Origin of the sequence: Haloferax sp. S2CR25 (assembly GCF_031624535.1) — an archaeon.
Classification (GTDB): domain Archaea; phylum Halobacteriota; class Halobacteria; order Halobacteriales; family Haloferacaceae; genus Haloferax; species Haloferax massiliensis.
Genome location: NZ_JAMQOO010000004.1, coordinates 175,111 through 195,312, shown reverse-complemented (window position 1 = coordinate 195,312; position 20,202 = coordinate 175,111). Strand labels below are relative to the sequence as shown.

Below are 20,202 nucleotides of genomic sequence, written 5' to 3'. Positions count from 1 at the left end.
GACGAGGGCCGTCCCGGATGCGACGACAGCGGGCATTACTGTTCGGGCTCCGCGCCGTCCAGTTCGACGGCTCGGCCGCTCAGCGTCTCGGGGTCGAGTTCGAACAGTTGGATGTCGAGGTCGCGCTTCGTCTCGCCCCAGATTTCGAACAGCGGGCGCTTGGCCTTGCCGTACTGGACGATTCGTTCGACGGTCAGCTCGTCGGGGTCGACGCGTTCGAGCGTCCCCTCGGCGATGATGCTCCGATAGCTCCCGTCGTTCGACTCGTGGACGACGAGTCGCGCCCGCGGCGACGACGTGAGGAACTGCCGCTTTTCGCTTTCGGGCGTGGAGACGAGTCGGAGATAGAACCGACCGCTCTCGCCGTCGTAGCCGTAGGAGATGGGTATCGCGTATGGTTCGTCCGCCTTCGCGAGCGAGAGGACGCCCGTCTCGTGACGAGCGAGAACCCCGTGTATCTCGTCGGGCGAGAGTTCGGTCTGTTGGTCCAGAGACATCGGTTCGTACCACCAAACTCGTGGCCGACGTAATTACTGTTACTTCTCGGCGGTGCCCGAGAGAGCCCAGTCTGGCGAAACCGGGGGGCTCGGCCGCGGCCGAGGGGCGCTCAATCGGTCGAAAACGCGTCCGGCGTGAGCGCGGCGCTGCAGATGACACAGCCGTTTTCGAGGAGGGCGTCGCGCATGGAGTCGTTGACCAGCATGGACTCCGCACACTCCGGGCAGACGAATGTGTAGTCCGCGCTGTCGCTCATGTGGTTCGTAGTACGCGTGGCACACGTATATGTAGCCTACTGTTTTTCGAACGCCGAGCGCGCGCCGGGCCGCGCGCCGCGGCCGGACGCGACGACGGAGTGAGACTCACGCGGGACATGGGTCGAAGGCGTCGGTCGAGGCGGGGCTTCCGCAGATGGGACAGCCGCGTTCGAGGACCGCCGCGCGCATCCCGCCGTTGACGGCGAACCCCTCGCCGCACTGCGGACACGTGAACTCGTAGTCGTCCGTCGGCGACATCGCGCTCATCAGTCCACCTCCGGCGAGGCGAGCGCCGTCTCCGTTCGCTCCGTCCGTCGGGTCGGGCCGGCGACGCGCGCCGCGGTCGGCGACGGCGACGGCGTTCTCACCGCGTTCATCGCGACCGGCCCTCCGCGCCGTCTTCGCCGCCGTCGGTGGCGACCTGCCGGAACGCGAGCGACACGCCCGCGTCGTCGAACGAAAACGAGAGCGTGTCGAAGTTGGTCGCGAACTCCCGCGGGTGGTGCGCCGCGGTCTGGATACGGAGTCGCTCGTCGAGGAGCGACGCCTCGGTGAGCTGGTCGAGCTTCCGGTAGACCGACGACAGCGGCACGTCACAGAGTTCGGCGCACTCCTGTGCGGTCCGCGGGGCCTCGTCGCAGGCGGCGAGGATGCGCCGGCTGTCACCGTCGCTGAGCGCGGAGAGGGCGCTCGACGGGTCAGAGAGGACGTGACTGCGGCGCGAGTTTCGGGTCAGCGACTGTTCGACGGCGGAGACAGATGACGCGTTCATACATCTACAGACAGCCGGCAACGGGAGGTATCTCCTCCCGCGCTATCCGGGGAGGTTTAAGTACTCGGCCCGTCGCCGGCTTCGAGTTGCGCCAGTCTACGGCGCACCGCGGGGTTCGAACTCGGCGCGAGGATGAAGTGGCCCGCGCCCATCGTGAGGCTCCGCAAGTACCAGTAGACGACGCGCTCGACCGGGCGGAACCGGCCGTCCGTCAGGGCGACCGCACCGCGCCACGCGTTCCGTCGCCCCTCGCGGAGCGTGAAAAACGACAGCGCCTCGTCCAGCCGCCCCAGCGACTCGTCGATATCGGCGACGCCGTCGGCGTACCGCTCGGCGATGAGGGCCTGTTCCTCGTCGACGAGACGGCGGAGGACCCGGTTGATGCGGCGGTGGTCGTCGTACTTCGCGGGGCGGTCGGGGTCGATACCGACCTCGTGGAGCGCCAGCGCGAGGTCGTAGTTGACGTGCGCGTTGACGCCGAGCAACACGTCCTGCACGACGAGCGACTCCCCGGCGAGCGCCGTCTCGAAGGAGAGTTGCCACGGGTCGGGCACGTCGTCGTGGTCGCCGCGCTCGAAGGCGCGGAACGCCCGGCGATAGTGGTCCGCGAAGGTGACGAGGTAGTCGGCGACCCACTCGGGGTCGGTGAACTCGTCGCCGCCGAGTCCGCGGTCTACCTCGGCGGTCACGCGGACGTAGATAGTCAGGAAGGCGGCGCGGCGGTCGCCGCGCTCGTACAGGAGCGATTCGAGCGCCGACAGCCGGTCGTGGGCGTCGGCCACGTCTCGGAACGGCGCGTCGACGAGGGCGAGAACCTCCTCGCTCGCGTCGCGGGCGACGCGGGAGAGAGAGGGGTTCGGCGTCCGCACCGCGGCCGCGAGCTTCCTTCCCTCCTCGAACGTCGTCCGTCGCATAGGCTGAATTCTCAGACGGTCCCGGCTTCGATAACGATACCGGCGCGCGCGGGTCGTCACGGTCCGGGCCGCGGCGGGTCACTCGGCGGCGCGGCGCTCACGCGCCCCGGCGCTGGAGACCGGACCGAGCGTCGATACGAAGCTCCCAGCCGAGGATGTCCTGCATCGGCTCCGTCTCCGAGAACAGGGTCGGGTACCACGCGTTGTCTTCGAGCACGTCGCGGACGCGGTCCCAGTCGCCGTCGTCGACCCGGCGGAGTTCGCCGTCGACGACGACGCTCTCCCACTCGTCCCGCGAGGGGGCGTTCCAGACGGCGAAACTCGCGCGGGCGGTCCGCTCGGCGAAGTCGGTCTTCTTCGAGGACTCGCCGGGGCGGAGGAAGACGAAGTAGAGCCGCCCCCGGTCGGCGTCGTACCCGAACGAGAGGGGAATCCCGTAGGCGACGCCGTCGTCCGCGAGCGAGAGGACGCCGACGCCCTCCTCGCGGAGCAGGCGGTCTATCTCCTCGGCCGGCATCTCGATTCGGTTGTGGTCGGCGAAACTCGGGGCCATGTGAGATATACGCACGGAGGCGACATAAGCCTGCCAGCGAATCGGAACGACCGGCGAGCGCCGCGGGCGGCGCGCGACGCGGGGCTTATCCCCGACGACAACGAACCGCGGGACGACACCCGGATGACGGTGAACACACTCCACCGGCCGACGCACCGAGACGCCCTCGTCCACCTCGAAGCCGCCTTCGAGCGCGGCGACATGGTGACGATATTCGGTCGGTGTACGGTCGACTACGACGGCCGCGCGACGAGCGAACTCGGTCCCGGCGACCGCCTCGTGGTGCTGAAGCCGGACGGCTCGATTCTGGTCCACACCGACGAGAAGCGGACGCCCGTCAACTGGCAGCCGCCGGGATGCACCCATTCCGCGAGCGTCCGCGACGGCCGGCTTCTGGTCCGGAGCACGCGCACGAGCCCCGACGAGCGACTCGACGTGCAGTTCGAGCGCGTCGAGCAGTGTTCGGCCTACGCCGTCGACGACCGAAGCGACCTCGAACTCGTCGGGAGCGAAGAGGACCTGCGCCAGCACATCCTCTCGGACCCCGACGTCCTCGAAGCGGGCTTCGAGCCGCTCGAAACCGAGCGGCAGAGCGACGCGGGCGCTATCGACATCTTCGGCGAGGACGCCGACGGCGTCGCGGTCGTCGTGGAGTTGAAGCGCCGGCGCGTCGGCCCCTCGGCGGCGAGTCAGCTTCGCCGGTACGTGGACGCGCTCCACCGCGAGTTCGGCGACGACGAGCCGGTTCGCGGCGTTCTCGTCGCCCCCTCGGTCACGGAGCGAGCCGCCGACATGCTCGACCGCGAGGGGCTGGAGTTCGTCGCGCTCGACCCCGAGACGGGCGAACCGCCGGTCGAGGAGGACGACGGCGAGAGCCGGGACGAAGGAGAGACCGCAGACGACGACGGCGACGGCAACCGCGACACCGACGACGGCGACGGCAACCGCGACGACGCCTAATCAGTCCAGACCGGCGGCGGCGACGAAGTTCTCGACGGTTCGGTCGGCCGTCACGTCGCCGAAGTCGCGGTCGGCGTCGCTTTCGGGCCAGCCGAAGTCGTCGGCGACGCGGTCGAGGAGGGCGGCCGTGAACTCGGGGTGGTACTGGACCGTCCAGACGGGCGCGTCCTCGTGGCGCGTGGCGAGGTAGTCGTAGTAGTCCGCGGAGGCGACGGTCTCCATGCGGTCGCCGGGGGCGACGACGTAGTCGCCGTGGACCATCGGGATGCGCCCGGAGACGCCCTCGAACAGGGGGTCGTCGCCGAGGTCGACGTCGGCGATGCCGCGGCGCTGGTCGCCGGCTTCGACGGTGCCGCCGAGGGCGTCGTTGACGAGTTGGTGGCCGAAGCAGACGCCGAGCGTGGGCAGTTCGCGGGCGACGAGGTCGCGGGCGAGCAGGCGCGCGTCGTCGAGCCACGGCCGCCCGTCGGTCTCGTAGACGCCCGCGGTGCTCCCGGTGATGACGACGGCGTCGACGTCCGAGAGCGTCGGGAGGCCGTCGTCGGGAAGCGAGTGAACGGTCCCCTCGCGGCCGGCGAGGGCGAGGTCGGCGAGCGCGTCGGTGAAGTACGCGGGGCCGTTCGCGGGCATACAGTCGCAGACGAGCAACATGGTCCGAATCGTGACGGTGGCGGCGCATAAGCGTGTCTCCCGGCCGGGACGGGCGGCCCGTCCGCCACCGGCGCTCGGCGCGGCTCGACTACGGTTCGGCGGCCCGCCGCGACGAACCGGCGTGCCAGCGCCTCACACGACCGCGGCGGGCGAATGAAGCTTCGAAGCGTTTTTAGCCCGCCTGACCCTTCGGTTTCACAAGTAACCATGTCAGACAAACCCGCCTCTATGTACCGGGAGATTACGAACCCGGCGTACACCCGACGCGAGTACATCACGGGCATCCCCGGTTCGAAGATCGCACAGCACAACATGGGCGACCTGCAGGCCGACCCCGAGGACTACCCCGTCCAGATCAGCCTGAAGGTCGAAGAGGAAGTGCAGATTCGCCACGGTTCGCTCGAATCCGCGCGTCTGTCTGCCAACCGCCTCATGCTCAAGCACGCGGGCGAAAAGCAGTACAAGATGATTCTGCGCAAGTTCCCGCACCACGTCATCCGCGAGAACAAGCAGGCGACCGGCGCGGGTGCGGACCGTGTCTCCGACGGGATGCGCCAGTCGTTCGGGAAGGTCGTCGGGACCGCCGCTCGCATCCCCAAGGGCGAGACGGTGTTCACCATCTACTGCGACGTCGAGGACGCGGAGACGGCGAAGGACGCCTTCCGCCGCGCGTACAACAAGATGTCGCCGCCGTGCCGCATCGTCGTCGACCGCGGCGAAGAACTGCTCGTCGCGTAAGTTCGCGTCTGCGCGCCGGCGCGCTCGGAACGCGCCTCGCCTCGAACCCACCATTTTTCCCCCGGGACCCCGCCTCGTAGCGTATGCTTCGGTTGGCGGTCACCACCTCCAGCGAGACGTTCGAGCGAATGCGCGGCCCGCTCGGCGACCGCGGCATCGACGTGGGACACCTCCCCGCCGAGGGGTTCGCGCTCGACCTCTCGACGCCGCCGGCCGAGCCGTTCGACGTCGGCTTCGTCTATCCCTCCCGCCCGATGGAGGGCGGCGTCGTCACCGCCAGACACGACCTCCCGTGGGTGAACACGCGCGAGGACGTCCTCACCTCGCGGAACAAGGCGGGCGTCATCGCGGCGCTCGAACGCGCCGGCCTGCCGGTCCCGCGGAGCGTCTGCGTCTCGAACCCGGCCGACGAGTCCGACCTGCTCGACGCCGTCGAATCCGCGGGCCTCGACTATCCCGTGGTCGTCAAGCCGAACTCGACGACTCGGGGCGTCGGCATCGCCAAGGCCCACGACCCGGACTCCCTTTCGGGCCACGCGGACGTGCTGAGCCTCGTCCACGACTTCCGAGCGACCGGCGACAAGTCCTTCCTGATTCAGGAGTGGCTCCCGGACGCGCGAGACTACCGGGCGATGGTGCTCGACGGCGAGGTCGTCGGCGCGGTGGAGCGCCGCCTGTCCGACGGCGCGCGCGACGGCGGGCGCTGGAAGCACAACGTCCACCGCGGCGCGGAGGCGGTCGGCGTGGCCCTCCCGAAGCGACACCGCGACCTCGCCGAGGCGGTCGCCGACGAGTTGGGCATCCGCTATCTGGGGGTTGACTTGCTCGAATCCGACGGACGGGTCGTCGTCTCGGAGACGAACGCCCGGCCGACCATCGACGACGACGCGAAGTACGACGACGGCTTTTTCGACCGACTGGCGGCGCTCGTCGAGCGGGTCGCAAAGAAGTCCTGAGCGGGCCGCGGCGAAGTCGAGTCGTTACTCGACGTCGATGGCGGCGGAGTCCTCGGCGCGGTCGAACGTGACCTGCAGGACGCCGTTGTTGAAGGTGGCCGACGCGGAGTGCTCGTCGACGCGGGCCGGGAGGCGGATGCGCTCGTCGTACTCGCGGCGGTCACCGGCGGCGCTGATAGTCAGCGTCTCACCGTCGCACTTGAGGTCGATGGCGTCTTTGTCGACGCCCGGGAGGTCCGCGACGAGTCGGAGTGTAGAGCCCTCATCGTACACGTCGATGTGGGTCTCGGAGGCGAATCCGGCGTCGCCTCCGGTCATGTCGTTCATCATCCGTTCGATTTCGTCGAAGATGTTGTCGAACGGGTCGTCGCGGTCGTCTCTGACCATGAGGGCCGCTATGAAATCGGAGGATAAAACGTTTCTGCCTGTGACAGTCACCTGCCAGCGAATCGCCAGAATTCGGCCGCGAGCGCCCGTCTACGGCCCGACCACTCGACCCTCCAGTTGGCGTATCAATCTCCGCACGTGTCTGACCGATTCTGTTCGTTTCTGTCGGTATTGTGACTGTGAATGAAAGGTAACGTTCGATTCAGTCGGATTTACCGAAACAGATATACTCTTGCGCCCGGGATATCAATACGGATACTACTCGAACATGAGTGAAAAATCCTACCTCAGCGCGGGCGAGAACGTGGACGAATCGGACGTGGTGCGGGTGGCACTCAACGGCTTCGGCCGCATCGGCCGGAACATCTTCCGTGCCGTCCTCGACAACCCGAAGGTCGAACTGGTCGCCATCAACGACGTCATGGACTTCGACGACATGGCGTACCTCGCGAAGTACGACTCCGTCATGGGCCGACTCGACGGCGTCGAGCGCGACGGCGACTCGCTTTCCATCGGCGGCACCTCGGTGGGTCTCTACAACGTCCAGTCCCCCGCGGAGCTTCCGTGGGGCGAACTCGACGTGGACGTGGCGCTCGAATGTACGGGCATCTTCCGCACGAAGGAAGACGCCTCCGCACACCTCGAAGCGGGCGCGGACAAGGTCGTCATCTCCGCGCCGCCGAAGGGCGACGAGCCCGTCAAGCAGATCGTCTACGGCGTCAACCACGACGAGTACGACGGCGAGGACATCGTCTCGAACGCCTCCTGTACGACCAACTCCGTCACGCCGGTCGCGAAGGTGCTCGACGAGGAGTTCGGCATCGAGAACGGTCTCCTGACGACCGTCCACGCCTACACGGGCAGCCAGAACCTCATCGACAGCCCCCACGCGAAGCAGCGCCGCGGGCGCGCCGCCGCCGAGAACATCGTCCCGACGACGACCGGCGCGGCGCAGGCGGCCACCGAGATTCTGCCCCAGCTCGACGGCAAGCTCGACGGCATGGCGATTCGCGTCCCCGTGCCGAACGGCTCGCTCACCGAGCTCGTCGTCCGGCTCGAAGACAAGCCCTCGGTCGAGGAGATCAACGACGCCTTCCGCGCCGCGGCCGACTCCGGCCCGCTCGCTGGCGTCCTCGGTTACACGGACGACGAGGTCACCTCGCGTGACATCCTCGGCCTGCCGTTCTCCAGCACCGTCGACCTCAACACGACGAACCAGGTCAACGACGGCGGCCTCTACAAGATTCTGACGTGGTACGACAACGAGTTCGGCTTCTCCAACCGGATGCTCGACGTCGCCCACTTCGTCACGCACCAGTAGACACCGCCGCCGCGAATCGCCCGCGATTTCAGCGCGAGCTACCCACCACTAAGTAATCCCTCCACGTTCTTCCACCCGATGTTCAAGACCCTCGACGACCTCGACCCGGAGCAGCGCGTACTCGTCCGACTCGACCTCAATTCGCCGATCGAAGACGGCGAGGTCCAAGACAACCGACGGTTCGACCGCCACGCGGAGACCGTCCGCGAACTCGCCGAGGCCGGCCACCGCGTCGTCCTCATGGCCCATCAGGGCCGTCCCGGTGGCGACGACTTCGTCTCGCTCGAACAGCACGCCGACATCCTCGCGAGCCACGTCGGCCGCGACGTGGCGTTCGTCGCCGACACCTACGGCGACGAAGCCATCGCCGCCATCGACGCGCTCGAAGCCGGCGAGGTGCTCCTCCTCGAAAACACGCGGATGTGCGACGAGGAACTCCCCGAGGAAGACCCCGAGGTCAAGGCCGACACCGAGTTCGTCCGGACCCTCGCCGAGCACGTCGACGCCTACGTCAACGACGCCTACTCGGCGGCCCACCGCTCGCACGCCTCGCTGGTCGGCTTCCCGCTCGTGTTACCCGCCTACGCGGGCCGCGTGATGCAGACCGAGTACGAGGCGAACTCCTCTATCGCCACCCGCGAGTTCGACGGGCAGGTGACGATGGTCGTCGGCGGGACGAAAGCCACCGACGTCATCGACGTGATGAACAACCTCGGCGACAAGGTCGACCAGTTCCTCCTCGGCGGCATCGCCGGCGAACTGTTCCTCCGCGCGGCCGGCAACGACGTGGGCTTCGACCTCGAAGGGATGGACTTCTTCGACGACCAGTGGGAGGAAAACCGCGAGACCATCGAGTCGCTGCTCGACGAGCGCGGCGACCAGATTAAGCTCGCGGTCGACCTCGCCTACGAGAACGAGACCGACGACCGCGGCGAAATCGCGGTCGCCAACATCACCGAGAAGGACCGCGCGTACCTCGACGTGGGCTCGATGACGGTCGACGAGTACGACCCCATCATCCGCGACTCCGAGGCCGTCTTCGTGAAGGGCGCGCTCGGCCTGTTCGAAGACGAGCGGTTCGCGGTCGGCACGACCGGCGTCCTCCGCGCCATCGCCGAGACCGACTGCTTCTCCGTCGTCGGCGGCGGCGACACCTCCCGCGCCATCGAGATGTACGGCATGGACGAAGCCGACTTCGGCCACGTCTCCATCGCCGGCGGCGCGTACATCCGCGCGCTGACCGGCGCGCCGCTCGCCGGCGTCGAGGCGCTGAAGCAGGACTAAACGCGCGCAGCGTCACCCGTCTCTCTTCTCGGCGAACACGCCGGCCGCGCCGTCGACGAGAATCGCGACGCCACCCGCGAAGACCAACAACGTGAGGAGTCCGCCGACGGCGTTGTCGTCGGGGAAGTCCCCCGAGGCGCGAACCGCCAGCGTCCACCCGGCGCTGAACGCCGCGTAGCCCGCCATCGCCGCGCCGATGGCGACGTTCGTTCCGCCGCCGAGCGTCACGCTGAGCGCCGGCGACCCGACTTCCCCAGCCTCGTCGGCGGCGGTCTCGGCGGAGCCGTCCGTCTCGCCCGCGTCGCCGTCGGAGTCGTCGCGTTCTGACACGTCCCGAACGGGGACCGCGCGGGACATAAGTGTCACCCAACGTTGATAGCCGACGCCGCCGAAGCGACGCGCATGAAACTCGGCGTCGTCTCCGACACGCACGACAACCTCGACTACGTCGAAGCCGCGGTCTCGCACTTCGAATCGGAGGACGTGGACGCGGTCGTCCACTGCGGCGACATCGTCGCGCCCTTCTCGGCCGCGCCGTTCGACGCGGACTTCGACTTCCACGCCGTCCGCGGCAACAACGACGGCGAGTGGGCGCTCCGCGAGGCGGTCGAGTCGTTCGGCACCTACCACGGCGACTTCGCGCGCCTGACCCTCGACGGCCAGGAGATAGCGGTCTACCACGGCACCGAGGCCGGACTGGTCGATGCCCTCGTCGAGTCCGAAACGTACGACTTCGTCCTGCGCGGCCACACCCACGAGCGGGTGGTCGAACACCGCGGGAAGACGACGCACGTCAACCCCGGCGGCCTGCCGATTCCCGGCGCGGACGACGAGTTCCACGTCGCGGTCGTGGACCTCGACACCGGGAACGTGGCGTCGCGGTCGCTGTGAGGGGCAAGCGAGCTGGCGGGCCGTTTGGTTTTCCCAGTCAGCTGTTTGTCGTGTGAAACAGCTGCTCGGTAGCGCGTACGAACGTTCCGACTCTTATTCCACGATCTCGAATGGTGCGGCGAGTGCGATTCCCGTATCGTTATCGGAGAATCCCCAGTAGATGAATCGGTACGTTCCTGCCGTATGTATCGTACACCGTTGAAATGGTCCCCAGAAGTCGTTCGCACTGAGTTCCATCTCCCATCGGAGCTCGTCGCCAGGGGCCAGTATCTGTTCAGAGGATGACCACTCGTACTCGTCTCGCACACCGATTGTGTTTCGCCACGTCCCCTTATCGACCAAGCGCTGAATCATGTATCGTGGTTTCCCGAGTGTGGTGAGGGAGTCAGTAGACTCGTTTGTGAGCGTCGCGACGAATTGCTCACCTGGCGAGACAGATTGTGGCACTGTCAGAGACGCATATCGAAGGTAGTCCACTATCGATCGATTGGTGAAAACGTCCCCAACGTCTCGATAACCCGAAGAACAGACGTTCTGGTCACGTCGCGTAATAGTATTGAGGCACCCAGACAGGGCCGCCGTTCCGATTGCACCGGCGAGTGCGAGAAATCGGCGGCGGGGAAGAGGAGGGCTCATATCAGTAACAGACGCTACTGTCGGCATGTATTTATTCTAACCTGATACCGATGAATCCGACACCCGTGCGCTGGACTAATTGAGATGTGGTTTCTCTGTACTAACCGCACAGCGTCAGACGACACCGTCTGCTGCGGATTCGAACAGCCGAATGGGTGAAAAAGCCGCGACCGCACCGAACTGAACAGGCGATTCGCGTTAGTCGTCGGCGAACTCCGCGCGCGCCTGCTCAGCGAAACCGGACGGGCTACCGGAGATGCCGATACCGAGCGTCTGGTCCGTGAGTTCCATGCTCGTCTGCTGGTCTTCGGTGTCGAACATCGCGCGGATGGCGTCGACGTTCTCGGGAATCACGTCGGACTGCTGGTGGATGGCCTGGAACAGGTAGAGGTCCCGGCCGTTGACGCCGATGGACTCGCCCCACACGCAGTTTTCCCACATGTCGCCGCGCGGGCGGCCCGCGTCGAGCGCGAAGTCCATGAGTTTGCCCGCGCCGTCGATGCCCATCCCCTCCGGGATGACGTAGACGCGGTTCTCGCCTTCGAGCAGTTGGCGGACGTGCGCGCCGGTCACGTCGTCTTCGAGCGTGACGTTGAGCGCGTGGACGTGCATCAGCGTCGCCGGCACCTTCAGCCCGAGCGTGTCGATTTCGAGGTCGGGGAAGATGGTCTTCACGTCGGGGCCGTGGTGAGAAGGAATCTTGATGGGGTTCGGGAGGATGTCGTTTATCGGCCCGCGGGAGTTCTGACCGGGGTCGCCGCCGCGGCGGACGAGCGTCGCCCGGACCTTCTCGACGCCGTACTCGGCTTCGAGCGGCGCGATGATGCGCGACAGGCCGGTCGTGTTACAGGAGACGACGCGGACGTAGTCGGCGTCGCGGGCGGCGTCGAAGTTGGCCCGCGCGTTGAAGCTCACGTCGGCCACGTCGGCGTCCTCGCCGCCTTGGAAGATGGCGGGCGTGTGGTGGGTCTCGTACAGTTCGCGGTTCTCCGCGCCGATGCCGGACGGCGTGCAGTCGACGATGATGTCCGCCTTGGCAACCAGTTCGTCCACCTCGCCGGCGAGGTCGACGCCGGCTTCGGAAAACAGCGGCGAACGTTCCGGAATCGCGGCGTACATCGGGTAGCCGCGTTCGCCCGCGGTGTGCGCTTCGAAGTTGGGCTGGGTCTTGGCCACGCCGATGAGTTCCATGTCGGGCTGCGCGTGGACCGCGTCGGCGACGCGCTTGCCGATAGTGCCGTAGCCGTTGACACCCACTCGTATCATGGGAGACAAACGACCGGGGCCGACTATAGTTATTTCGATGGTTAATACTTAGAAATTAACTCTCGGGCGAGTGAGTCCCTCGATTACCTCCGACGCGAGTGAACCCCCGATTCGGGGCGGGAGAGGCCAGAACCGAACGGGGGGAACGGGATGGGAACGCCTAACAGCGCCGGCGGCGCAGGTGTCCACATGCCCGAATCCGACGCAGACCTCCGCGCCGCCAGCGAGACGGCGGTCCGCCAGTGTCTCGACCTCCAGCCCGACGAGTCGCTCGTCGTCGTCACCGACGACAAGCGCGAGCGCATCGGCGAGGCGCTCTACGAGGTCGCAAGCGAGGTGACCGACGACGCCGCAATCGTCCGCTACCCGCCGGGGAACCAACACGGCGAGGAGCCGCCCGCGCCGGTCGCCGCCGCGATGCAGGCCTGCGACGCCTTCCTCGCGCCGACGACGAAGAGCCTGAGCCACACCCGCGCCCGCGGCGACGCCTGCGACGCCGGCGCTCGCGGCGCGACGCTTCCGGGCATCACCGAGGAGGTGTTCGTCACCGGCCTCGACGCCGACTACGACGCCATCTACGACCACAGCGCGGCGATGCTCGACGCCGTCAGCGACGCCGACGAACTGCGCGTCACGACCGAGAAGGGCACGGACATCACGTTCGTCCGCGGCGACCGCGAGTGGCTCGCCGACACCGGCGCAATCGCGGAGGCCGGCTCGTTTTCGAACCTCCCCGCGGGCGAAATCTTCCTCAGCCCCGCGTCCGCGACGGGCACCTACGTCGTCGACGGGACGATGATGCCCCACGGCCTCCTCGACGAGGGACGGGAGCTCCGCTTCGAGGTCGAAGACGGCTACGTCACCGAGATTTCCGACGACGACATCCGCGAGCAGGTCGAGGCCGCGGCGGAGGAGGTCGGCGACGACGCCTACAACCTCGCCGAAATCGGCATCGGCACCAACGTCGGCGTGACCGACCTCGTCGGCTCCGTCCTGCTCGACGAGAAGGCCGCGGGCACGGTCCACATCGCCATCGGCGACGACGCCGGCATCGGCGGCGACACCGACGCGCCGCTCCACCTCGACGGCATCGTCCGCGAGCCGACGGTGTACGCCGACGGCGAGGAAGTCGACCTGCCGCAACCCTGAGCGGGCGCACGCCGCGACCGCGGCCGCGCGGCCAGCGGGTCGCCGAACGAGCGTCCTGCCACCGACTCCCACGCCGAAACGGAGAAAGGCGGCTTTTTACGCCCTGATGGGCTAGCGACCCGTATGAGCCTACCCGACGCCGGCGAGCGCGTCCCCCTCTCCTGTCCGACGTGTTCGCCCGACGAACCCACCGTCCACGAGGTGCTGAAGCCCGGCGGTCACTCGACCGTCCGGTGTACCGAATGCGGCCACGTCCACAAGGAGAAAGTCGAGATTCCCGACGAGACCGAGATGAACGTCGTCGTCTCGCAGGACGGCGACTCCGTCTCGACCGAGGTGCCCGTGCCGGTCGGCACGACCATCGAGGTCGGCGACGAGTTCATCGTCGACACGCCCGAGGCGATTCAGCTCGTTCGCATCACGGGCATCGAGGTCGGCCCCGAACAGCGCGCCGACGAGGCCGAAGTCGCGGACGTGAAGACCGTCTGGACCCGCGTCGTCGACAACGTCGCGGTCAACGTCACCATCCACCCGAAGGACGGCAAGCGCGAGGACACCCGGAGCGTCACCGTCAACGTCCCCGGCGACTACGAGTTCGTCGTCGGCGAGACGGAGGCGTTCGGCGACGAGGAGGTCGAAATCGAAGGCCTCGTCGTCCGCTCGGACGCCCCCGAGTACCGCCACGGCAAGCTCGACCACCCCGGCGACATGGTGTACGCGAAGGACGCGAAGCGCGTCTACGCCCGCGACCAGACCTCGACCGCGTGGTCGGCCTGGTAAGGCGGAGCCGACGCCGAACCGCTCCGACCCGCCGCCGACGGCCCGTCCCGCCGGCCCAACGCACGACCTTTTGTTTTCGGCCCCGTCGGTGCGACCATGCCTACCCGCGACCGGTCGCAGTCGTCGGTCGAATCGCTCGCGCTCCTGTGGGCCGCCCGCGAGAGCGGCGTCATCGACGCGCTCACGACGAGCGCCGGCACCGTCGAGGCCGTGGCCGAAACCGCCGGTATCGACTCCCGAGCCGCCCGCATCACCGTCGAGGCGCTGGCCGCGATGGGCTTCATCAAGCGCGTCGGCGACGAGTACGAGATAACCAACCGCGCGCTCGGCTTCCTCGCCAAGCGCGACGTGCGCTCCATCGGCCGCCTCCCGCACGCGCTCGACCGCTTTTCGCTCTACGCCGACCTCCCGGAGACGATGGCGTCCGGCGGGTCGCCCGCGCTCCCGGACGACTGGCTTCGAAACCGACTCGGCGCGCACGACGCCACCGACGAATCGGTCGTCCGGGCCTGCGTCACCGCCGCGGTCCGCGAGGCACCCGACGCGACGCGCGTCCTCGACCTCGGCGGCGCGTCGGGCGTCTTCGCCCGGGAGTTTCTCGCCCGCGGCCGCGACGTGACCCTCGTCGACGACGCGGACACCGTGGAAGTCGTCCGACCGCTCCTCTCGCGCGCCGGCGTGGACCTCGTCGCGGGCGACCCGACCGACCCGCCGGTGTCGGGGTTCAAGCTGGTCTTCGCCGGCGACGCCTTCGCCGGGCGCGACCCGGCCGAATCGCGGGCGCTCGTCTCCGGCGCATGCGACGCCCTCGAACCCGGCGGCGCGGCGGTCTTCGTCGATAGCCTGCACGGTCGGTGTTCGACCGACGCGACGGCCGGACGGGCGGTGGACGCGCTCGCCACGGGCCGCGGCGACCTCTACGACGAGGCGACGGTTCGCTCGTGGATGGAATCGGCCGGATTCGACGGCTGTGCGGTCCGAGACGTGCCGGGGACCGACCTGCAGGCGGTCGTCGGCGAGCGTGCGGTTGATTAGGACCGACCCCCGAGTTCGGATATGGACAACTCGGTGCTGCGCGACGACATGGTCGACGGCCTGGAGCACTCGCTTGAGTCGCTCCCGGAGGCCGTCTCCATCGCCATGCGCAGCGTCCCGCGACACGAGTTCGTCACCGACTCGCCGTATCAGAACCGCCCGACGGAGCACCGCGACACGAACACGACCATCCTCGCGCCGACGACGGTCGCGCGCCTGCTCTCCGCGCTCGACCCGCAACCGGACGACGAGGTGCTCGTCGTCGGCGCGGGCGTCGGCTACACCGCCGCGGTCCTCGCCGAAATCGTCGGCGACGCGCACGTCCACGCCGTCGACATCACGCGCTCGCTCGTCTACGAGGCGCGCGAGAACCTCCAGCGCGCCGGCTACGGCGGCGTCCTCGTGGACTGCCGCGACGGCGCGGAGGGGTTGGCCGACTACGCGCCCTTCGACCGCATCCTCGTCGAGGCCTCGGCGGTCCGCCCGCCCGCGAGACTCCTCGCGCAACTCGCCGACGGCGGCCGACTCGTCATGCCGAAAGGCGTCGGCGAGCAGACGCTCGTCGCCGTCGAGGACGGCGAGGTTGCCGAGTCGTTCGGCCCGCTGTCGTTCAAACCGCTGCTCGTGGACGGCGAGCAGACCGGGAGCATCGTCAGAAACCGGACGCGACGCGAGGACCCCGAGTACGAGGGTCGAGGCTGGCACGCCGGCCACGGCTGGGAACAGGACTGGATAGACTGGGGCGGCCGCGGGTAGACGAACGAGCGGGAGGGTCGACGCGTCGGCCGGCGCGACAGTCACGGTTCTCCGGGGGCGAGAACCACCGATCCACGATTTAGCCGCCGAGCGCGTAGCTAGTACCGGTGAATCAACCATGGAGAAGAACGTCGGCGGCTACGACCGCATCGCGCGCGCCGTCCTCGGACCGGTGCTCATCGTCGTCGGCGCGGCGGGTCTCGCGGGCTTCCTGACCATCGCGGCGGGGACCCTCGGACTCGTCGTCGCCGTCGCGGCGCTCCTCGTCGGAGCGGTCCTCGCGACCACGGCGGTCACCCAGAAGTGCCCGCTCAACGACCTGCTGGGCTTCAACACTTACGAGGGCGCGAAGACGACCGATACCGAGACCGAATCCGCGGGCAAGCCCCGCGCGCAGTGAGCTTTTCTTTGAATCGCAGTCGAGACCGGCCGCCCCGGAGAGCGGTGATGATGACACCCGAATTATCAAAACAGATAACTCGCGGGAAACAGCTTTTGCATCGCTCCAGAGACCGGAAGTAGCGATGACGCCACCCATCCCGACGCGGAAACGGCTCCCGGACGACCTGCTCGAACGGGCCAACTGGGTCGGGTGGCGGACAGAGACGTGCGACGGTGCCGAAACGGCGATTCTACAGGACGCGACCGGCGGCCCCGCGTCCGTGACCGACGCCTCGACGTGGGCGACGTTCGACGAAGCGCTCGCGTTCGTTCGCGACGGTCGCGCCGACGGCGTGGGCTACGTCTTCACCGACGACGACCCCTTCGTCAGTATCGAACTCGACAACTGCCGCGACACCGACACCGGCGCGACCGCGGCGTGGGCGCGGACGCTCGTCGACCGGCTCGACTCCTACACGGAAGTCAGTCCCTCGGGGACGGGCCTGCAAGTAATCGTCCGCGGGACGCTCCCGCTGGGACGCACCCGAGCCGACGCCCTCGAACTCTCGGCCGGCGCGCGGTTCTGTCCCGTGACGGGCGACCGCGTCGACGGCGCGCCCCCGGCGGTCGCCGAGCGGAGCGACGCGCTCGCGGCGATTCACGGCGCGTACGTCGAAGTCGACCCGGAGCCGCCGACGGTGACGCCGGTCGAGTCGGTCAACGCACTCGACTCGACCAACCCAGACGCGCCGAGCGCGGGGCGAGCCCCCGCCGACGCCCGCCTCGACGAGATAAGCGGTCCGGGTAACGACCTCGACGACGACGAGATAGTCGACCGCGCCTCGACCGCCGTGAACCGCGTGACGTTCACCCACCTGTGGCGCGGTGACGCGAGCGACTACGACGACCGCGACGAGGCGGACGCGGCGCTGTGTTCCATCCTCGCGTTCTGGACGGCCGGCGACGCGCGACAGATGTGTCGCCTGTTTCGGGACTCCGGGCTCTTTCGGCCGAAGTGGGACGAGGTCGCGTACGCCGACGGGTCGACCTACGGCGCGAAGACGGTCCAGCGAGCGATTCGGGAGACGAGCGAGTTCTACGACCCGTCGGGCTGGTCCAGCGCGGTCCGGCGGTCGTCCACGCCGTCGGACGACGGACGGCGGCGTGGCGGACGCGACGACGACGCGGCGACCGACCCGGGAGGACGGCCGGCGACACCCACCGACGCGTCGCCGATTGGCGAGCGCGGGGCGTTCGACCGGTTCGACGAACTCCGGGCGTGGCTCGACGACGTCGTCGACGAAAACGAGCGGCTCCGCGGCGAACTCGACGCGGAGCGGGAGCGACGGCGCGACCTCGAAGCGCGGGTGAGCGACGGCGGAGACGAAGGCGGCGACGGGGGCGGAGAGCGAGGCGAACGCGCGGGACGCGGCTGGTCCCTGTTCCGCTGGCTCCGGCGGTGACCGTCGCCGTCTCGGCGGTGTTCTGAGCGAGATTACGACTTGAGTCCGCTTCCGGTGAGCGGCACGACCACGTCGGCGTCGCGGTCGAGGACGCCCGAGAGGCGCAGTTCGCGGAGCGCCGCGGGCGCGACGGCGCAGGTCGGCTCCGTGTAGAAGCCGTGGCGGTGGAGCCGGTCGAGTTCGTCTTCGACCGCGTCGGCCGACAGGGCGATGGCGTCGCCGCCGGTGTCGTCGAGCGCCTCGTGAATCTCGGCCTCGCGGACGGGGTCGAGAATCTGGATGCCGTCGGCCACGTCGTTGGTCTCGTCGGCCGTGTGGTGGCGGGCGTCGGCGATGGGCGAGTAGCCGGCGGCCTGCGCGCCGTACAGTTCGGGCATCCGGTCGGTCCAGCCCGCCTCGTAGAGCGCGCGGAAGCCGCGGTACGCGCCGAGGAACAGCGTCCCGTGGCCCAGCGGCGTGACGACCGCGTCGGGGACCGACCAGTCGCGCTGGGCGGCGATTTCGTAGGCGACGGTGGCCGTGCCCGCGAAGAACGCGGGGTTCCACGCGTGGCTCGCGTACCACGCGTCGTCGGCCTCGACTGCCTCGACGCAGGCGTCGGTCACGGCCTGTCTGGAGCCCTCGATTCGGACCGGCTTCGCCCCGGCGCGCTCGATGGCGCGGAGCTTCGAGGGCTTGACCGACGCGGGCACGTAGATTTCGGCGTCGATGCCGGCGCGGGCGGCGTAGGTGGCGACGGCGGCCCCCGCGTTGCCCGAGGAGTCCTCGACGACGCGCTCGACGCCGAGTTCGGACGCGAGAGAGAGCATCGTCGTCGCGCCGCGGTCCTTGAACGAGCCGGAGGGGAAGACGTACTCCAGCTTGAACGAGGCCTCCCACTCCGCGGCGTCCACGAGGGGCGTCATCCCCTCGCCGAGGCTGGCGTGGGGGTCGGTCGGGAGGAACTCGTCGAACGCCCAGAGGCCGTCGCGGTAGTCGAGGTCGGCGTCGGCGGGGGCGGCCGCCGACGGCGTCGGGTCGGCCGCGAAGTCCAGCGGTTCGCCGCAGGCACAGCGCCAGCGCCACGCGTCGTAGGTCTCGCCGCAGGCGTCGCACGCGAGTCGGAGCCGGGTCGGGAGTTCGGGTGATGTCGTCATGAACGTGGGTGGGTGAGTCGAGTGGGATTGGGTCGAGTGGAGTGGAATGGAGCCGGTGTCAGTACGTGTCGAGGTCGATACCGACGGAGCAGACGTACTCGCCGGAGGCGACCTGCGGGAGGCGTCGCGCCCGCCAGAAGATGCCGTCGTGGTCGGCGGTGACGCGGGCTTTGAGCTTGCCGAACACGTCGGTCACCTCGAACACCACGTCGCCGGCGGAGACGCGCTCGCCGAGGTCTCGCTTGAACCGGACGAGCCCGCCGACCGGCGAGCCGTACTGGTCGAAGCCGCGGGCGCGGGTCTGGGCTTTCAGCTCCACGTCGCCGTCGAGGAAGTCGTAGCCGCGGAGGACGTTGTAGACGCCGCGGACGCCTTTCTCGATGCTCTCTTCGTCCCAGCCGACGCAGCCGCCGAGTTCGGGGTCGATGGTCGGAATCCCGGCGTCGGGGGCGGCGCGGGCGAGTTGGCCGTCCGGACCTTTCTGGTCGAGGACGTAGCCGCAGCCGAACGTCTTGGCGAGCCGGAGGCACTTGGCGTGCATCCGGTGGTGGCGGCCACAGCGGACGCGGACCTCGTCTATCATCCGGCTCGTCGAGCCCTGATGGAGGTCGACGATGAGGTCGGCGTCGCGGGCGGCGGCGAACGTCGCGGCCGCGATGCGCTCCGAGGAGGTGCCGCGCTCGTCGCCGGGGTACGCCCGGTTCATCTTCGTGTCGTCTATCGGGTTCCGGTGCTGCGCGACCTGAAAGGCGTGGTAGTTGACGATGCCGACGACGAGAATCGTCCCGGAGATTTCCGCGGGGTCGAGCTGCGGGACGACCCGCTGGATGACGCCGACGCCGTTGAGTTCGTCTCCGTCCGAGGCCGCCTGCATGTAGAGCGTCTTGCCCGACGACGCGCCGTTGATGACGGCGACGGGCAGGCCGACGCTCCCGCCGTCGCGGGACTCGCCGACTTCGAGGCGGCCCACGTCCATCTCCCCCGGGGCCGCGCTCGCCGTTCCCAAGGTAATCATACCGCCAACCTCGGACCCACCTCCCTTTAGGGGTTCGGTCCGCTGAGGTCCCCCGAGGAAAGCGTTGCCGCTATGGTCTCGCGGCCGCAACCGGCGACCGTGACAGACGACGTTCCCGACCGACCGCCGACGGGGGGACTGGTGCAGGCGCTGGACGTGCCGCGAAACGCCGCTATCGGGGCGACCGTCGGCCTCGCGTTGGCCGTCGTCGCCTACCTGTTTCGGGTCCTCGAACTGTTCGGCCCCTTTGCCGGCACCCGCGAGTACCCGATACTCGGCCCCGAGGGCTGGTTCCTCCTCCTCGCGTTCGTCCTCGCGTCCGCGACGGCGCTGCTCGTCGCGACGGCGCTGACGCTCGTCTCTGCGTACCGACTGAGTAAGTCGCTCTGAGCCGTCGGTTCCG

The 20,202-nt window shown here is 68.6% G+C and carries 25 protein-coding genes; 13 read left to right on the top strand and 12 right to left on the bottom strand.

Annotation, left to right across the window (positions count from 1 at the left end; all coding sequences use genetic code 11):
• Nucleotides 1-35: 35 nt before the first annotated feature.
• The 6 genes from NDI65_RS11905 to NDI65_RS11880 form a co-directional block, all read right to left on the bottom strand.
• Entirely contained in the window at nt 36-497 is a 462-nt protein-coding gene (locus NDI65_RS11905) for a pyridoxamine 5'-phosphate oxidase family protein (protein WP_089779422.1), read from the bottom strand.
• A 110-nt stretch (nt 498-607) separates the two neighbouring features.
• Nucleotides 608-754, bottom strand: a complete 147-nt coding sequence (locus NDI65_RS11900; protein ID WP_167344135.1) for a hypothetical protein — start codon at nt 752-754, stop codon at nt 608-610.
• A gap of 106 nt (nt 755-860) precedes the next feature.
• Nucleotides 861-1,022, bottom strand: coding sequence for a zinc ribbon domain-containing protein (locus NDI65_RS11895; RefSeq protein ID WP_089779424.1), 162 nt, complete (start codon nt 1,020-1,022; stop codon nt 861-863).
• A 106-nt stretch (nt 1,023-1,128) separates the two neighbouring features.
• Complete coding sequence (locus NDI65_RS11890) at nt 1,129-1,527, bottom strand: helix-turn-helix domain-containing protein (protein ID WP_089779426.1); 399 nt, start codon at nt 1,525-1,527, stop codon at nt 1,129-1,131.
• A gap of 56 nt (nt 1,528-1,583) precedes the next feature.
• Nucleotides 1,584-2,441 (bottom strand): DUF5995 family protein, encoded by an 858-nt coding sequence (locus NDI65_RS11885; protein WP_089779428.1) that lies wholly within the window; start codon nt 2,439-2,441, stop codon nt 1,584-1,586.
• 97 nt (nt 2,442-2,538) lie between these two features.
• The gene (locus NDI65_RS11880) at nt 2,539-2,994 is read right to left on the bottom strand and encodes a pyridoxamine 5'-phosphate oxidase family protein (RefSeq protein ID WP_089779429.1); all 456 of its coding nucleotides are present in this window, start codon (nt 2,992-2,994) and stop codon (nt 2,539-2,541) included.
• A gap of 123 nt (nt 2,995-3,117) precedes the next feature.
• On the opposite strand from NDI65_RS11880, the gene nucS reads away from it, so the two are divergent.
• Nucleotides 3,118-3,954, top strand: a complete 837-nt coding sequence (gene nucS / locus NDI65_RS11875; protein WP_089779431.1) for an endonuclease NucS — start codon at nt 3,118-3,120, stop codon at nt 3,952-3,954.
• On the opposite strand, the gene NDI65_RS11870 is transcribed toward nucS, so the two are convergent.
• Nucleotides 3,955-4,605 (bottom strand): type 1 glutamine amidotransferase, encoded by a 651-nt coding sequence (locus NDI65_RS11870; RefSeq protein WP_089779433.1) that lies wholly within the window; start codon nt 4,603-4,605, stop codon nt 3,955-3,957.
• 207 nt (nt 4,606-4,812) lie between these two features.
• Between NDI65_RS11870 and NDI65_RS11865 the strand changes: the two genes are divergently transcribed.
• Both NDI65_RS11865 and NDI65_RS11860 read left to right on the top strand, forming a co-directional pair.
• The gene (locus NDI65_RS11865; protein ID WP_004044437.1) at nt 4,813-5,343 is read left to right on the top strand and encodes a 50S ribosomal protein L16; all 531 of its coding nucleotides are present in this window, start codon (nt 4,813-4,815) and stop codon (nt 5,341-5,343) included.
• Nucleotides 5,344-5,426: 83 nt separating this feature from the next.
• Nucleotides 5,427-6,299 (top strand): RimK family alpha-L-glutamate ligase, encoded by an 873-nt coding sequence (locus NDI65_RS11860; protein WP_089779435.1) that lies wholly within the window; start codon nt 5,427-5,429, stop codon nt 6,297-6,299.
• 24 nt (nt 6,300-6,323) lie between these two features.
• On the opposite strand, the gene NDI65_RS11855 is transcribed toward NDI65_RS11860, so the two are convergent.
• Complete coding sequence (locus tag NDI65_RS11855; RefSeq protein ID WP_004970480.1) at nt 6,324-6,686, bottom strand: Hsp20/alpha crystallin family protein; 363 nt, start codon at nt 6,684-6,686, stop codon at nt 6,324-6,326.
• A gap of 268 nt (nt 6,687-6,954) precedes the next feature.
• On the opposite strand from NDI65_RS11855, the gene gap reads away from it, so the two are divergent.
• Entirely contained in the window at nt 6,955-8,007 is a 1,053-nt protein-coding gene (gene gap / locus NDI65_RS11850; protein WP_058826635.1) for a type I glyceraldehyde-3-phosphate dehydrogenase, read from the top strand.
• 78 nt (nt 8,008-8,085) lie between these two features.
• Nucleotides 8,086-9,291, top strand: coding sequence for a phosphoglycerate kinase (locus tag NDI65_RS11845; protein WP_310893682.1), 1,206 nt, complete (start codon nt 8,086-8,088; stop codon nt 9,289-9,291).
• Nucleotides 9,292-9,303: 12 nt separating this feature from the next.
• On the opposite strand, the gene NDI65_RS11840 is transcribed toward NDI65_RS11845, so the two are convergent.
• Nucleotides 9,304-9,621: a hypothetical protein gene (locus tag NDI65_RS11840; protein WP_226908743.1), complete on the bottom strand. Its 318-nt coding sequence runs from the start codon at nt 9,619-9,621 to the stop codon at nt 9,304-9,306.
• 72 nt (nt 9,622-9,693) lie between these two features.
• On the opposite strand from NDI65_RS11840, the gene NDI65_RS11835 reads away from it, so the two are divergent.
• Nucleotides 9,694-10,182: a metallophosphoesterase gene (locus tag NDI65_RS11835; protein WP_089779441.1), complete on the top strand. Its 489-nt coding sequence runs from the start codon at nt 9,694-9,696 to the stop codon at nt 10,180-10,182.
• Nucleotides 10,183-11,016: 834 nt separating this feature from the next.
• Here the strand turns inward: NDI65_RS11835 and NDI65_RS11830 are convergent.
• Nucleotides 11,017-12,084, bottom strand: coding sequence for a type II glyceraldehyde-3-phosphate dehydrogenase (locus tag NDI65_RS11830; RefSeq protein WP_089779444.1), 1,068 nt, complete (start codon nt 12,082-12,084; stop codon nt 11,017-11,019).
• A gap of 189 nt (nt 12,085-12,273) precedes the next feature.
• Here NDI65_RS11830 and NDI65_RS11825 point away from each other — a divergent pair, with 189 nt between their 5' ends.
• From NDI65_RS11825 to NDI65_RS11800, 6 genes are all read left to right on the top strand, one after another.
• Nucleotides 12,274-13,233 carry an aminopeptidase gene (locus tag NDI65_RS11825; RefSeq protein WP_310893681.1) on the top strand — a complete coding sequence of 320 codons (960 nt, stop codon included), beginning with the start codon at nt 12,274-12,276 and terminating at the stop codon, nt 13,231-13,233.
• Between the two features lie 123 nt (nt 13,234-13,356).
• On the top strand, nt 13,357-14,013 hold the full coding sequence (locus tag NDI65_RS11820; protein ID WP_089779448.1) for an HVO_0476 family zinc finger protein: 657 nt from the start codon (nt 13,357-13,359) through the stop codon (nt 14,011-14,013).
• A gap of 96 nt (nt 14,014-14,109) precedes the next feature.
• Nucleotides 14,110-15,048 carry a class I SAM-dependent methyltransferase gene (locus tag NDI65_RS11815; RefSeq protein ID WP_089779450.1) on the top strand — a complete coding sequence of 313 codons (939 nt, stop codon included), beginning with the start codon at nt 14,110-14,112 and terminating at the stop codon, nt 15,046-15,048.
• Between the two features lie 21 nt (nt 15,049-15,069).
• A complete protein-coding gene (locus tag NDI65_RS11810; protein ID WP_089779452.1) occupies nt 15,070-15,804 on the top strand; it encodes a protein-L-isoaspartate O-methyltransferase in 735 nt (244 codons plus the stop codon).
• Nucleotides 15,805-15,922: 118 nt separating this feature from the next.
• On the top strand, nt 15,923-16,204 hold the full coding sequence (locus NDI65_RS11805) for a DUF2892 domain-containing protein (RefSeq protein ID WP_089779454.1): 282 nt from the start codon (nt 15,923-15,925) through the stop codon (nt 16,202-16,204).
• A 124-nt stretch (nt 16,205-16,328) separates the two neighbouring features.
• On the top strand, nt 16,329-17,648 hold the full coding sequence (locus NDI65_RS11800; protein ID WP_310893680.1) for a hypothetical protein: 1,320 nt from the start codon (nt 16,329-16,331) through the stop codon (nt 17,646-17,648).
• 32 nt (nt 17,649-17,680) lie between these two features.
• Here NDI65_RS11800 and NDI65_RS11795 read toward each other — a convergent pair whose 3' ends face one another.
• Entirely contained in the window at nt 17,681-18,784 is a 1,104-nt protein-coding gene (locus NDI65_RS11795) for a pyridoxal-phosphate dependent enzyme (protein WP_089779458.1), read from the bottom strand.
• A 58-nt stretch (nt 18,785-18,842) separates the two neighbouring features.
• On the bottom strand, nt 18,843-19,799 hold the full coding sequence (locus tag NDI65_RS11790) for a succinylglutamate desuccinylase/aspartoacylase family protein (protein ID WP_089779460.1): 957 nt from the start codon (nt 19,797-19,799) through the stop codon (nt 18,843-18,845).
• Nucleotides 19,800-19,871: 72 nt separating this feature from the next.
• Here NDI65_RS11790 and NDI65_RS11785 point away from each other — a divergent pair, with 72 nt between their 5' ends.
• On the top strand, nt 19,872-20,189 hold the full coding sequence (locus NDI65_RS11785) for a hypothetical protein (RefSeq protein ID WP_089779462.1): 318 nt from the start codon (nt 19,872-19,874) through the stop codon (nt 20,187-20,189).
• Nucleotides 20,190-20,202 lie beyond the last annotated feature (13 nt).

Coding starts and splice junctions, on each gene's coding strand:
- NDI65_RS11905 (WP_089779422.1), bottom strand. CDS start 497: ATGTCTCTGGACCAACAGACCGAACTCTCGCCCGACGAGATACACGGG.
- NDI65_RS11900 (WP_167344135.1), bottom strand. CDS start 754: ATGAGCGACAGCGCGGACTACACATTCGTCTGCCCGGAGTGTGCGGAG.
- NDI65_RS11895 (WP_089779424.1), bottom strand. CDS start 1,022: ATGAGCGCGATGTCGCCGACGGACGACTACGAGTTCACGTGTCCGCAG.
- NDI65_RS11890 (WP_089779426.1), bottom strand. CDS start 1,527: ATGAACGCGTCATCTGTCTCCGCCGTCGAACAGTCGCTGACCCGAAAC.
- NDI65_RS11885 (WP_089779428.1), bottom strand. CDS start 2,441: ATGCGACGGACGACGTTCGAGGAGGGAAGGAAGCTCGCGGCCGCGGTG.
- NDI65_RS11880 (WP_089779429.1), bottom strand. CDS start 2,994: ATGGCCCCGAGTTTCGCCGACCACAACCGAATCGAGATGCCGGCCGAG.
- nucS (WP_089779431.1), top strand. CDS start 3,118: ATGACGGTGAACACACTCCACCGGCCGACGCACCGAGACGCCCTCGTC.
- NDI65_RS11870 (WP_089779433.1), bottom strand. CDS start 4,605: ATGTTGCTCGTCTGCGACTGTATGCCCGCGAACGGCCCCGCGTACTTC.
- NDI65_RS11865 (WP_004044437.1), top strand. CDS start 4,813: ATGTCAGACAAACCCGCCTCTATGTACCGGGAGATTACGAACCCGGCG.
- NDI65_RS11860 (WP_089779435.1), top strand. CDS start 5,427: ATGCTTCGGTTGGCGGTCACCACCTCCAGCGAGACGTTCGAGCGAATG.
- NDI65_RS11855 (WP_004970480.1), bottom strand. CDS start 6,686: ATGGTCAGAGACGACCGCGACGACCCGTTCGACAACATCTTCGACGAA.
- gap (WP_058826635.1), top strand. CDS start 6,955: ATGAGTGAAAAATCCTACCTCAGCGCGGGCGAGAACGTGGACGAATCG.
- NDI65_RS11845 (WP_310893682.1), top strand. CDS start 8,086: ATGTTCAAGACCCTCGACGACCTCGACCCGGAGCAGCGCGTACTCGTC.
- NDI65_RS11835 (WP_089779441.1), top strand. CDS start 9,694: ATGAAACTCGGCGTCGTCTCCGACACGCACGACAACCTCGACTACGTC.
- NDI65_RS11830 (WP_089779444.1), bottom strand. CDS start 12,084: ATGATACGAGTGGGTGTCAACGGCTACGGCACTATCGGCAAGCGCGTC.
- NDI65_RS11825 (WP_310893681.1), top strand. CDS start 12,274: ATGCCCGAATCCGACGCAGACCTCCGCGCCGCCAGCGAGACGGCGGTC.
- NDI65_RS11820 (WP_089779448.1), top strand. CDS start 13,357: ATGAGCCTACCCGACGCCGGCGAGCGCGTCCCCCTCTCCTGTCCGACG.
- NDI65_RS11815 (WP_089779450.1), top strand. CDS start 14,110: ATGCCTACCCGCGACCGGTCGCAGTCGTCGGTCGAATCGCTCGCGCTC.
- NDI65_RS11810 (WP_089779452.1), top strand. CDS start 15,070: ATGGACAACTCGGTGCTGCGCGACGACATGGTCGACGGCCTGGAGCAC.
- NDI65_RS11805 (WP_089779454.1), top strand. CDS start 15,923: ATGGAGAAGAACGTCGGCGGCTACGACCGCATCGCGCGCGCCGTCCTC.
- NDI65_RS11800 (WP_310893680.1), top strand. CDS start 16,329: ATGACGCCACCCATCCCGACGCGGAAACGGCTCCCGGACGACCTGCTC.
- NDI65_RS11795 (WP_089779458.1), bottom strand. CDS start 18,784: ATGACGACATCACCCGAACTCCCGACCCGGCTCCGACTCGCGTGCGAC.
- NDI65_RS11790 (WP_089779460.1), bottom strand. CDS start 19,799: ATGATTACCTTGGGAACGGCGAGCGCGGCCCCGGGGGAGATGGACGTG.
- NDI65_RS11785 (WP_089779462.1), top strand. CDS start 19,872: ATGGTCTCGCGGCCGCAACCGGCGACCGTGACAGACGACGTTCCCGAC.